Annotated in this window: 13 protein-coding genes and 3 pseudogenes; 13 read left to right on the top strand and 3 right to left on the bottom strand. The window is 58.4% G+C overall.

Annotated elements, in window-relative coordinates; translation table 11 throughout:
- Positions 1-51 precede the first annotated feature (51 nt).
- From ASD03_RS29610 to ASD03_RS29630, 7 genes are all read left to right on the top strand, one after another.
- Complete coding sequence (locus ASD03_RS29610) at positions 52-1,038, top strand: MFS transporter (RefSeq protein ID WP_082557441.1); 987 nt, start codon at positions 52-54, stop codon at positions 1,036-1,038.
- Positions 1,039-1,328: 290 nt separating this feature from the next.
- On the top strand, positions 1,329-1,604 hold the full coding sequence (locus ASD03_RS39450) for a hypothetical protein (protein ID WP_156408096.1): 276 nt from the start codon (positions 1,329-1,331) through the stop codon (positions 1,602-1,604).
- Positions 1,605-2,036: 432 nt separating this feature from the next.
- The gene (locus ASD03_RS40850) at positions 2,037-2,186 is read left to right on the top strand and encodes a hypothetical protein (protein ID WP_244494290.1); all 150 of its coding nucleotides are present in this window, start codon (positions 2,037-2,039) and stop codon (positions 2,184-2,186) included.
- A 283-nt stretch (positions 2,187-2,469) separates the two neighbouring features.
- The gene (locus tag ASD03_RS29615) at positions 2,470-4,356 is read left to right on the top strand and encodes a heavy metal translocating P-type ATPase (protein ID WP_057217853.1); all 1,887 of its coding nucleotides are present in this window, start codon (positions 2,470-2,472) and stop codon (positions 4,354-4,356) included.
- A 138-nt stretch (positions 4,357-4,494) separates the two neighbouring features.
- Positions 4,495-4,707, top strand: coding sequence for a hypothetical protein (locus ASD03_RS39455; RefSeq protein WP_057217855.1), 213 nt, complete (start codon positions 4,495-4,497; stop codon positions 4,705-4,707).
- 260 nt (positions 4,708-4,967) lie between these two features.
- Positions 4,968-5,150 carry a hypothetical protein gene (locus ASD03_RS39460; RefSeq protein WP_156408098.1) on the top strand — a complete coding sequence of 61 codons (183 nt, stop codon included), beginning with the start codon at positions 4,968-4,970 and terminating at the stop codon, positions 5,148-5,150.
- Between the two features lie 299 nt (positions 5,151-5,449).
- On the top strand, positions 5,450-5,935 hold the full coding sequence (locus ASD03_RS29630; protein WP_057207912.1) for an adenosine-specific kinase: 486 nt from the start codon (positions 5,450-5,452) through the stop codon (positions 5,933-5,935).
- Positions 5,936-6,286: 351 nt separating this feature from the next.
- Here ASD03_RS29630 and ASD03_RS29635 read toward each other — a convergent pair whose 3' ends face one another.
- Both ASD03_RS29635 and ASD03_RS40855 read right to left on the bottom strand, forming a co-directional pair.
- Positions 6,287-6,649: an EF-hand domain-containing protein gene (locus tag ASD03_RS29635; RefSeq protein ID WP_025430782.1), complete on the bottom strand. Its 363-nt coding sequence runs from the start codon at positions 6,647-6,649 to the stop codon at positions 6,287-6,289.
- A gap of 192 nt (positions 6,650-6,841) precedes the next feature.
- Positions 6,842-6,925 (bottom strand): annotated as a pseudogene (locus ASD03_RS40855) (transcriptional regulator); the annotation flags it as partial.
- 589 nt (positions 6,926-7,514) lie between these two features.
- On the opposite strand from ASD03_RS40855, the gene ASD03_RS29645 reads away from it, so the two are divergent.
- The 6 genes and pseudogenes from ASD03_RS29645 (at position 7,515) to ASD03_RS40070 (ending at position 11,123) form a co-directional block, all read left to right on the top strand.
- Complete coding sequence (locus tag ASD03_RS29645) at positions 7,515-8,036, top strand: universal stress protein (RefSeq protein WP_057207939.1); 522 nt, start codon at positions 7,515-7,517, stop codon at positions 8,034-8,036.
- Positions 8,037-8,136: 100 nt separating this feature from the next.
- Positions 8,137-8,448, top strand: coding sequence for a hypothetical protein (locus ASD03_RS29650; RefSeq protein ID WP_057217859.1), 312 nt, complete (start codon positions 8,137-8,139; stop codon positions 8,446-8,448).
- Positions 8,449-8,688: 240 nt separating this feature from the next.
- A complete protein-coding gene (locus ASD03_RS29655) occupies positions 8,689-9,114 on the top strand; it encodes a plastocyanin/azurin family copper-binding protein (protein WP_057207904.1) in 426 nt (141 codons plus the stop codon).
- Positions 9,115-9,350: 236 nt separating this feature from the next.
- A pseudogene (locus ASD03_RS29660) lies at positions 9,351-9,721 on the top strand (type II toxin-antitoxin system HicB family antitoxin).
- A 610-nt stretch (positions 9,722-10,331) separates the two neighbouring features.
- Positions 10,332-10,508 (top strand): annotated as a pseudogene (locus tag ASD03_RS40860) (hypothetical protein); the annotation flags it as partial.
- 240 nt (positions 10,509-10,748) lie between these two features.
- Positions 10,749-11,123 (top strand): type II toxin-antitoxin system HicB family antitoxin, encoded by a 375-nt coding sequence (locus tag ASD03_RS40070; RefSeq protein WP_057217861.1) that lies wholly within the window; start codon positions 10,749-10,751, stop codon positions 11,121-11,123.
- A 130-nt stretch (positions 11,124-11,253) separates the two neighbouring features.
- On the opposite strand, the gene ASD03_RS38360 is transcribed toward ASD03_RS40070, so the two are convergent.
- On the bottom strand, positions 11,254-11,374 hold a 121-nt coding region (locus ASD03_RS38360), incomplete at its 5' end, for a 4Fe-4S dicluster domain-containing protein (protein WP_155295764.1).

Below are 11,374 nucleotides of genomic sequence, written 5' to 3' on the forward strand. Positions count from 1 at the left end.
GAAAACCAAAAGAAATCAGACATGCAACCGCCTCCTCGCTGAGGCGAGTGAATCACGTCGCAGTGCGCAAGGAAACCCACTTATTGGGTCCGGACCCTAGTCTCCCTTGTCCTTTTCGCAGTTGATGGCTTAGCGTTGACGATTGCTCCAAGTTTTGGCGCAGCCATCGCGCTGCGGATGTTTGGGGGGGTGGCATCGGCGGCGCTCATTCCGACAGCCTTCGCGTTGGTGTCTGATATCGTCCCGGCTCACCGGCAATCTGCCGCCATGGGAGTCGTCATGATCGGCATGACCTTCGGAATAGTAGCTGGTCCGGTGTTTGCCGGCATCCTGACGGACGCCTTCGACTGGCGCGCACCCTTTCATGTTACCGCGACTGGATGCCTAGTGGCCTTCATCATCGCGCAGCGTGTGATCCCCTCTCAACTGTCCCGCCGTCCAGCAAAAAAGCCGAAGCGGCTTGCCTGGATTGTTCGAGGAAGTATCACTCGTCCGCTGTTTGCAAAAGGTCTATGGAATGGAACGGCAGTGGCTGGTTTCCTTCTTGCCGGCGAAGTGCTTCGATTACGTCACGGCCTAAGTGTTGGCGCAGTCGGAGTTTCGGTGTCGGCGTTCGGCCTCGGGCTTGCAATTGGTAATCTCGGTATCGGCCCCGTCAGCCGCCTTTGCCGAAAAGACGACGTGACGCTCGTTGTAGCCCTCGCACTTCTTATTTTGGCGGTCAGCACATTCATGCTCGCGCCCCTTCCCTTAACAGGAGGGCTTGTCTGTCTTGTCATTTGGGGATTTGCGCTTGGCCTCGCCGCGCCAGCGAGCACGTCCATGCTCGCCACCCGCAGCGACGCTGACAAAGGTCAGGTTCTGGCAGTTTCTGAAAGCCTCAACAATCTGGCTATCCTGGTTGTTTTGCCCATCGCGGCAACGCAGCTGGAAGTGGCTGGCACCGCTAGCGCCATGATCGTTCTCGGTATCAGTTTGGCAGCTTCACTTGCCCTGACCATGGTCGACCGGCGGTTTTTGCGGCTCCAAGGATCCTAAAGCTTGTTACGTTGCAAGAGTTCGGCGTTAAAGTCGCACGAACTCCTGTGAGCGCATTTCATCACATTTTCTTCGGCTTCTTTCTTCATCATGGGAATCGTGCCCGCGTGGGTAGCTTTCCACGTCGGCGGCTCCCGCTTGATGGGGGTGGTGTGTTGCTTCATTCAGCGTGGCGAGCTTGTTGCTTACGCCGCTCGATAGACCGCGATAGAAATGCCTCGATCTTCGACGCGAGTGAGACCGCTCGAAACCGGAACTAAAAGATCGCCCTGCTGTGTTCAACGAAGGGCATGTATGCTGCTGACGTCACCGCCATGCGCACCAAGACCCGGAGCCAGAATGATCGAGCGCGGCAGAAGCATTCGCAGCCGTCTTCCTTCGTGCGGAACCGTTCCTCCGGCGGGCTGATTGCATTGTGTCATCGTCGAAGGGCGGATGAGTGGCAGTCAGAAGCGAATCATGATGCGCAGCCCACCACTGTCGATGTTTTGAATGTCTATCAAGAGAACATAAACATCGACGATGTCATTGACGATGGCCAGGCGGCGCCCATCTTTCACTGTTGATTGTCAAACTCGTGTCACCTCCGCGAATTGGCGAATATGCAGCTGCTGTATCCGTCGATTGGCTCGATGAAAGGCAGCGCGATATCGTCAGACTTGAGACATGTGTGGAAAAGGCAAAAGCGATCCTGGATCAGACGGGAATACCCTTCGACGTCGCCACGATGTACGCAGAAATTGCCTGGGCAGACGACGAAATCGGAGACAGGGCGCGCTATTGCGATCTCACGCTTGTCGGCGATGGGCTGATGGCCGATCCGGAACTACGCTCCCGCACGCTCGATGGAGCGTTGTTTCGTTCCGCATGTCCGATACTGATCGTGCCCAGAGGCAAAACCGCGACACTTACTCCGAAAAAAGTCGTGCTGGCTTGGGATTCGGGTTTCGAGGCGGCTCGGGCGCGAGGCAAAGGGCATTCTGGCAGGCGCAGATCACGTGCAGGTCACGATGGTCGATCCGCGCGCCAGCTACGGTCGCAATGGCGAAGAACCCGGCGCCGACATCGCGGCATACCTTGTTCGCCATGGCGTCTCGGTCGCCGTCGAGCGGTGCCAAGCGAGGGACGCAGCATTGACGAAGGGCTGAACCGATACGCGCGGGACGCCTCGGCAGAGCTGATGGTGATGGGCGCCTATGGCCATTCGCGAATGCGCGAGCGGGTTTTTGGCAGGTTAACCCGCCCGATGCTCGAGACCGCGTCAGTGCCGGTTCTCATGGTACATTGAACAACTGCTTCGAAGCCTGCTGCTTGGTGGGACGCTTGGCCTGCTGTTCGGCATCGAGCGGTCAACCGGGGGCTGCCGCGCCGGTACTCTATTGCGGCACAATCGCCTGAGCCTCGGAATGGACAGCGGGAGGTGCGGATTGCATGAGAGCGGGTTTCTTCCACCTTGCATTTCTGGCGGTCGCTCTAACCGGCATGCTTGCCGGCTTACTGGTAAAATACGTCGGCTGGCCGCTGGCACCCGACCTCATTTGGAGCGCCGCGACAGTTCCGGTCGTCGCAGCGCTTGCAATCACGATTGTGCGCGATTTCCTGGTCGGACGGATGGGTGTGGACGCCATAGCGCTCGTTGCGATGCTAGCTTCGATCGCCATGGGGCAGCCACTCGCAGGTGTGGTGGTCGCCATGATGTATACTGGCGGCAACCTGCTGGAAGATTACGCACGCGGCAAAGCCGAACGCGACCTGAGGTCGCTTCGTGATCGAACGCCCCGCATTGCCCACAAGGTCGCTGAGGGCGAAGTAACGGACATTGCGGCTGGAGAGATCGTCGTAGGTGACGACTTGCTGGTAAGAGCCGGCGAGCTGTTGCCCGTAGACGGGCACCTTCTTAATGAACAGGCCAAGCTTGACGAGTCCGCCGTGACCGGCGAGCCTTTACCGGAAATTCGGCGGAAGGGTGAACACCTTAGAAGCGGCACCGTCAATGCCGGCGAGGCGTTCCACTATCGAGCGTCTGCCCCAGCCAGTAAGAGCACCTATGCCGGCATTGTCCGTATGGTCGAAGAGGCACAGACCGCCAAGGCACCGTTCATCCGAATAGCCGATCGTTTCGCCCTGCTGCTTTTGCCAGCGACGCTTCTCGTTGCAGGTCTTGCGTGGTGGCTATCGGGTGATCGCATCAGGGCACTCGCCGTGCTCGTTGTCGCCACTCCCTGCCCGCTCATTCTCGCCGCACCCGTTGCCTTCATCGGCGGCGTCTCGCGCGCCGCACGCGCGGGCGTCCTGATGAAGGGAAGCTCCGCGCTCGAGGCGCTTGCCCTTGTCCGCACTGTCATTTTCGACAAGACGGGGACATTGACTGAAGGCGGGGCACGCATAACTTTCTTCGAAACGGCGCCAAATAGCGACGCCGAAGAAATCTTGCGCCTTCTCGCATCCCTCGAGCAGGCCTCACACCATGTTCTGGCCGAGACCATCGTTGCCTTGGCGCGAGCGAAGGGAATGCCACTGTCATCGCCGACAAATGTCCGGGAGTTTCGCGGCTCCGGATTGGAGGGCATTGTCGAGGGTAGGCATGTGCGCGCCGGGTCGCGTGCCCTTGTCCTTGCAGATGGAGAGGTACCGGCATGGGCCTGTTCGGTTGCATCAGCTAGGGAAGGCAGTTCGGGACTCGCAATCTATGTGTCCGTGGACGGTCGGATCGCTGCATTCCTCGTTTTGGCGGACGCAATCCGCCTTGAGGCGCCGGCCGCATTGGCTCAGCTTCATGCAGCCGGCATTTCGCGTATCATCATGGTCACCGGCGATGACGCCGAGACCGCCAGCATCGTCGGATCTTCCCTTGGGATCGACGAGGTCTATGCCGATCGTAGTCCGGCCGAAAAGCTTGCAGCCGTTGCGGCCGAACAACGTCGCCAGCCGACGATGATGGTGGGTGACGGGATCAATGATGCGCCGGCACTGGCTGCGGCTGATATTGGCATCGCCCTGGGTGCCCGCGGGGCGACCGCCTCGTCAGAAGCTGCGGATGTCGTGATCCTGGTCGATCGGATTGATCGCGTACCTCATGCTGTCATGATCGCACGGCGTACAAGGCGAATCGCCTTGCAAAGCATCGTTGTCGGTCTGGCTTTGTCGGGGATCGCGATGGTCTTTGCGGCCTTTGGATACATAACTCCGGTCGCCGGCGCCCTTTTGCAGGAAGGGATAGACATCGCAGCGATCGTTAACGCTTTGCGAGCCTTGAGTGGGCCGTCAAACATTTCCTCCACCGAAGGATCGGCCTCGCCTGCCCCGGCAAATTCGTAAGTGCATATCTTCCAGAGGGTAGCGAGGGCCGCCAATGGAGCTTCGGTCTTTCCTCAAACCTAATCACCACACGCCGACCACCACCGGCCCTTATCGTGCAGCCGATCGAAATAGACAAGCGCCATCGGGTGTATCTGGATGGAGTTGGTGATCACAAATTCCATGCATGCAAGGCCGACACCGTCTGCGAACAACCTCCACCAGCGCGACGCGGCGAACCGTGCGTTGTTTGCTGATGCTGATTTCCACGAAAAGTTCACTATCAATCGATTGGAAGCACATCCCTCAAGCAAGCGGCATCGCTCGTTGACAAACGACGAGATTGAGATCGGTTTGGGCCGCGCATTTTGACGCGCATCAATGCGCGTTTCTCTGGATGTGGCGTCATAGATTGATAGCCGAGTGACCACCCGCTTGAAGCGCTGGTGCAGCGGGTGTCACGTCGTGGCACCCGAGCAACGTCAAGGTTCGGACACTGTTCCAACATTCGCACAGATCGCCGAAGCTGAGCGCTTCGATGAGGCCACCCTTGCAACGTTCCTGGCGGCACCGCACCATTCCCGAATGCCCAACCTTTCGCTCACTCGCTCCTATATCGCGGCGCGACGACATTGACTCAGCCATTGCTCATCTCGGCGACTGTCGATCTATCGGTTAGTCCGTCCTGGGTAGCGCGCGGTCGCCTTGTCGGCATGTTGACTTACAGCACGGTCATCACGCAATATCTGGCCCACCTCGGTTTCGCAGGTTCATTGACCGGTGTCCTGCTGGCGCGCGCCTCGCGCGCCATGTAGTGCAATACCGGACCTCGGGTCTGAACCCTCGTCATTGCGGACGTAGCAAGCTCCTCGCAGATAACGATGCTGAAGCCGACTGGGCCGACGCCGACCTCGACATTCTCGTCGTCGGGCAGCCTGATCCAGCTCACCAGCCACCGTTGCGTCGCGCGGATCATTTCGAAGTCACGGTAGGCGAGCCGCGCTCTGGCCCTCCGGTGGCGGCGCGGAGGGCGAATTGGCCGCATGTGATGGCTTGAAATCGCCTTCTGTGGGCCTACCTACCATCGCGTTGCCTACCTTGAAGGAGCGCAGCCATGGAACTCACCGTGGTGCCCATCGTCAAGCCGGACGCCGCCAACTTCATTTTTGGCCAGTCGCATTTCATCAAGACCGTGGAAGATCTCCACGAGGCATTGGTGGGCGCGGTTCCAGGCATCCGCTTCGGGCTGGCCTTCTGCGAGGCCTCCGGTAAGCGGCTGGTGCGTTGGTCGGGTAATGACGAAGCCGAGCTTGCCCTGGCACGTGACAACGCATTGGCCATTGGCGCCGGCCACACTTTCCTGATCTTCCTCGGCGACGGATTCTTTCCCATCAACGTGCTGGCTGCGGTGCGTGCGGTGCCAGAGGTCTGTCGCATCTATTGTGCGACTGCCAACCCGACACAGGTGATCGTCGCGCAAACTGAACTGGGCCGCGGCGTGCTCGGCGTGGTGGATGGCGCCTCACCGCTGGGCTTCGAAACCGATGCGGACATCGCGTGGCGGAAAGACCTGCTCCGAAAGATCGGCTACAAGCTGTAGTGGCTGGACAAAGCCGGCGCCTGCGGTGCCAAGGGAATTCGAGACTGGCCGGATGCGGAGGGCGACAAACCGCCGGGAATGAAGTTCAATTTACGACCCTGCATCAGAATGCCAACTCGATATTGGAAACCGTATTATCGATTGCAAAAACAAGGGGCTGGTTGTCACCACGGCCCTCGTTTTTTGAGCGCAACGACAAACGGTGAGCAATTGTTTTCACTACGATGCAGGCATTGCGCCAGCTACACAGGCGCGGCGGAGCCGCGTGTGGGGACGTTTGCGAACGGACGGAACCGGCTCTCCAGACCTTTTTATGGTCCGCATGCCGGCGAAAAAGCCGGTTTCAAGGCCTCATTGATCGCGCATGAAGGCCTGCATCTCCTCGGGCGTCACCTTGCCGTCCTTGTTCGCATCGACCGTCTCGAAGATCCTCTTGTGGATCGTTGTGACTTCGTCGAACGACAGGGCGCCGTCGCCATCAACATCGGCAACGGCAAACATGATCTTCATCATGTGGCCTTGCATCATGTTTTGGCGCATGCCACCCATCATGCCGCGCTGCCTCCCCCCCATCATCTCGCCAGGCATCATCTCAGAGTAACCCGGCCGCGCATCTTGTTTCTCGGCGGGGGCTGTTTGAGCCAAGGATGGCGTGGGGCTGTTTGCTAGGAGCGTGGCGCCAATCGCCACATATGCAAGTTTTGCTGTAGTCATGTTCGTTCTCCTTTCGAGAAGCAGGAGATCCGAGGCAAGGCACGGGTTTGCGTCCGCGCTTTGGCGCTCAAGTGCAGTCGTATGAACATGCGACAAACTACCAATAGTGCGGACCGGTTTCCTTGCGCCACGTCAATTGGAGCACGACATTTATCCGATGGGCATGATCGCAGGTTCAAGGATCAAAATTCGCAGACCGCCCCTCCACTCCGACGCAAAGCCGATGCCAAGACCGGCCGACACCAGTGACACCAGCGAGAAGGTGTCGTCACAGGTGTTAAATGACGTCCTATGAAAGATAGCGCTCCTCGAAGTTCTCGGCGCAATAGCGCTCGGCTGTTTAATCGCATTCCGTTCGTCAATGGCGCGCATCAAGGGGCCCGATCGAACGGCCCATAAATGGGCGCTCAGCGAGGCTTGAAACGTCGATGGTGAGGTTGAGAGCTATAATGAGAACGGACATCGATAACTTTGTGGACAGCGTAAGGGGTTCCAACCTCACACGCGACACGGAGCACAGTGCTGACACCGCCGCCTGCGCCCTCCCCCGCAGCGTACCAAGCTGAGGCTCGCCTGAGATTTTTTGGTGCAGAAGAATAGAAATTATGCCCGGCTGTCGGTCGCAAGTATCGTAAAACTAGTTTGCGGAAATCGATCCGGAACGCGACCAGAGAGCCTACATTGATCGGCATCAAGAATGCCGATGCCAAGTCTGCGTGGCCGCAGCCGCGCTGTCCGTATTATCCGGCGCCTTGGCGCTCGCCGCGACGTCAGCCCAGGTTTCGAAGTACGCTTGCAGTCCTTTGACCAGTATCAATACATTCCGCCTCAGTTGTGGGAGACTTGCTGAACCGGAGGGACGATGATGATCAAACACGTTCTTGTTGCAACAGACGGCTCCGATACGGCTTGGAAGGCCGTGGAGATGGCAGCCAACATCGCAAGGGGTCCGGGCGCGCGCGTTACTATCCTTCACGTCATATTGAACGCCGTGAGGGCCGAGGAAGCAAGCCAACTTGCACGAGCCGAGCATATGGTGCGGCGTGTCTCGGCGATCACGATGCCTGGGCAAGAGCGCGCCCTCTCCTCGAGGCACGATTTATTCAAAAGTTCGCAAGGCGGCATTGGCGAGACGAGGTCGGTGCTCGGAGAACGCATTGTCGAGAATGCGGCGGAACGTGCACGAACTCTTGGCGTCAACGACGTGCACACGCGGGTCGAACCTGGCGACTATGCTGAGACCATTCTCGCCGTAGCGAACGAGATTGGTGCAGACATGATCGTCGTCGGCAGCCGTGGGCTGGGAAGGTTAGCCGGGATGCTGCTTGGAAGCGTCTCGCAGAAGGTCGCACAACAGGCGCTTTGCTCGGTCACGATAGTGCGGTGAACTCACCCGCCAGCGTGAGATCAGCCGTGGACAACACAAGTCGCCCTACGGATGTATAGACCTTTGAAGTGTGCTGTCGAAGTCGTGTTTGGACCGGTCGATGACGACGTATTTGCGGGACCTGACCCTCGAGGTTGTTTCATATTACGCTGATTCATGCCGACGAACCCCGGCGGCGGGTCAATGGCCGATCGCCCCGCAGATCCCCGCTCTGGGGATGAGTCTAGCCTTCTTGCCGGTGCAATGGTTTGCGCAATCGTCGCTCGCCGCGGAGATGCCGGAGGTAGAGTTCGGCGCGCGAAAGATATTCTTCATGCATTTTCTGATGCGTGGCCCGATTAAGGTCCTGGTGCCTATCGTCATCATCGCAAATGACTGTGACCCGCGCTTTCGACGTCGGATCGCCAGGTGAGCGATCCTTTTCTCGGCCGCCGCACTGGCGATAGCCGGTTTGCTTGGGCGGAGCACGCTGGTGAATTCGAGATCCCATTACCCGTCCTAGCGATGACTACGCGTACGCAACGCGCTCGAAGTCCGTACCCAGCAATTCGACAGAATGACAGGAAACCGACAGGACCAGGCCCTTAGGTTCCGGTGCCTTTCAGCATCCCTCTAGACCTCAAAGCTGCCCATTCAAAAAGGAGAACTCCGCATGCGATACCTCCAGAACACATTTGCCGTCTTTGCCATTGTCTGTCTTGCAACGCCTGCATTCGCCGCAACCATCGTCAAGGTCACAGAGGGTGGCGAAGCTGGTGGTCCGATGACCCTGACTCTCGACCAGTCCACGATCAAGGCCGGCGAGGCGACATTTCTCGTCCACAACGACGCCATTACGGAAGAACATGAGGTAGTACTTGTGAAGCTGAAGTCGGCCGATCAGCAAATTGTGGTTGATGCCGCCAAAGGGCGGGTCGACGAGAAGAAGCTCAAAAGCATGGGCGAAGTTTCCGAGCTGAAGCCAGGTGCCGATGGTCAGTTAAAAGCGAAACTTGCGCCGGGCTCCTACGTACTCCTCTGCAACATCAAGAGCCATTATGAAGCCGGCATGCACGCCATGTTGACGGTGACTAAATAGGACGGTCCCAAGAGCCTCGGGCCGATATCGGGAACGAGACGGCGACGGGCATGGGCCGAGAAAACCGCGCGGGCGCGAACATATCGCCCGTCAGTTCGGTTTTCCGTGAAGGCGGGACGCTTCCGATGCCGTGGTCAGAATGCGCAAGGACGCGGACCGGACCAGCGTCTCGACATTCCGATCGGAACATTGAAGAGTATCGAGAAACAAGCAGGACTTAAGCTGAGGTAATGAACATGCGCAATTATATCGGATTGATCCATAAGGATGCCGACAGCGATTACGGCGTGTCCTTTCCCGACTTTCCGGGCCTGGTCACCGCCGGAACCGACCTCGACGATGCGCGAGCTATGGCCGAAGAAGCCTTGTCTCTACACATTGAAGGGCTAGCCGAAGACGGCGAAGCAATTCCCGAGCCTTCTACACTGGAGGCGGTTGTGGCAGACGCGGAGACCAGGACGGTGTTGCAATTCTAGTTGGCGTCAGGGCGGAAGCCAAAAGAACCGTTCGCGTAAACATCACCCTGCCAGAAGACGTCCTAAAGGCGATCGATGCATTCGCAGTCACGGTAGGCTCTTTATTGATCGGGAGTATTGTTTCGGACTGACACCATACGAGCGGTGTCCCGCGACCGATTGCACTCCCCAATAAGTCTCGAAATTGCCCGTTTATGCTCGCAGTGTGGGGTGCCCATGAGCGTGTGAATGGCTTGCTGCCACCTCTACATGCCCCTTTCGATGGGGTGGCTGGGGATTTCAGTCGGATTCCGGCTGCACTAGCGACTGGGGCAATGTCGAAATGGGCGTATGAGAAAACGATGTCGTCAACGTGGGAGGAAGTAATGAATGAGAATTGTAGAATTTTGTTCGCGGCGATCATCTCCACCATAGCAACCGCCGCCCCCCTTTCTTCTCTTGCACAAGAATGCGACGGAGATTACTACCCGGGGATTGGCGCAAACCAACATTACACAGGCGACAAACGCCAACCCACCAATACCTATATCTTTAAGCACAAGGCTAACCAGCAACAGCCTCAAAGAGCTACAGATGCCGCTCACAACCGGGCACCAACTTAATCAAGGGGGCCATTGAGGAGCCCTGCCGCAAGGCCTAGGAGGGGATGTTCGCTTCGGTCGAGGCGGCGCAATCATGGCTTGAGCGGCAACGACCGATCAGATCGCCTCGCGCGTTCGCCCGTGTGCTCGGCTTAAGGATGTGGTCCGATCCCTTGACCTCAGGCTTCACGCCGAGGTCGCCCGCCTGCTCCACGCACATACCGGTCTTTTGCCGCGAAAGCTCTCGGTGATGACAATGACATTGTCGCCGCTGAAGCCGCTCCCGCTGCCGCTTCGCCTCGATGGCGCCGCGGCAGTTCGACCGCTGCAATTCTGCTCCCGATGTCTTGCCGATGACGCACAGCCGTATTTTCGGCGGCGCTGGCGACTTGCGACCCGAGGCCGGTCCCTATGCCTCCTTCGAACTCGGCAAGGGCAGGGGTACGAGCCTGCTCTATGGCGGGTCGTCTATTTCTCCGAGACCGTTGACGACTATGGGGTGACGAATGGCGCCGGCGACATCGTCGACTTGAAAGGTTTTACCGAAGAGCAATTACGGGTGAGCCTGAGGGCGGAGATCGCCCGCCAGTTCACCCTTGAACACCATTCCTACAACGGGTATCACGCTCGCATCGAGTTCGACGCTGACGACGAAGTGTTTTTCGGCAAGATTGCAGGTATTTCCGATGTAATCGGCTTTCACGGTGACAGCGTCGCTGAACTCAAGAAAGCCTTCCATGAGGCAGTCGATGACTTTCTCGACACCTGCAAGAAAATCGGCAAAGAGCCTCAGCGGCCCTATTCTGGGAAGATGATGTTTCGGGTCGCTCCGGAGGTCCATCGCCGAGCAGCTCTTGCTGCCGAGCTTTCGGGAAAGAGTCTCAACCAATGGGCAGAAGAGGTGCTGGAAGAAGCCGCCGACCACTTTGCGGAGGCACGCCTATCGGCGTAGTGCCATTGCGGCATCGTGGATCCGTTCACGCATCACCAATCGTCCGATGGATTGGCATTCCAGTCGATACATTATGCGATCTTGAGTGGCAGCCGACCACGCCTGATTGTGGACGAACGTAGTCGGGCCCTCACATGTTGGGATAGACCGGCCCCTCGCCGCCCTGCGGCGGCACCCAGTTGATGTTCTGGTTCGGGTCCTTGATGTCGCAGGTCTTGCAGTGCACGCAGTTCTGCGCGTTGATGACGAAG

It is taken from the genome of Ensifer sp. Root127 (genome assembly GCF_001425225.1).
GTDB lineage: Bacteria > Pseudomonadota > Alphaproteobacteria > Rhizobiales > Rhizobiaceae > Ensifer > Ensifer canadensis.

Coding starts and splice junctions, on each gene's coding strand:
- ASD03_RS39450 (WP_156408096.1), top strand. CDS start 1,329: ATGTATGCTGCTGACGTCACCGCCATGCGCACCAAGACCCGGAGCCAG.
- ASD03_RS29615 (WP_057217853.1), top strand. CDS start 2,470: ATGAGAGCGGGTTTCTTCCACCTTGCATTTCTGGCGGTCGCTCTAACC.
- ASD03_RS39455 (WP_057217855.1), top strand. CDS start 4,495: ATGGAGTTGGTGATCACAAATTCCATGCATGCAAGGCCGACACCGTCT.
- ASD03_RS29630 (WP_057207912.1), top strand. CDS start 5,450: ATGGAACTCACCGTGGTGCCCATCGTCAAGCCGGACGCCGCCAACTTC.
- ASD03_RS29635 (WP_025430782.1), bottom strand. CDS start 6,649: ATGACTACAGCAAAACTTGCATATGTGGCGATTGGCGCCACGCTCCTA.
- ASD03_RS29645 (WP_057207939.1), top strand. CDS start 7,515: ATGATCAAACACGTTCTTGTTGCAACAGACGGCTCCGATACGGCTTGG.
- ASD03_RS29650 (WP_057217859.1), top strand. CDS start 8,137: ATGACGACGTATTTGCGGGACCTGACCCTCGAGGTTGTTTCATATTAC.
- ASD03_RS29655 (WP_057207904.1), top strand. CDS start 8,689: ATGCGATACCTCCAGAACACATTTGCCGTCTTTGCCATTGTCTGTCTT.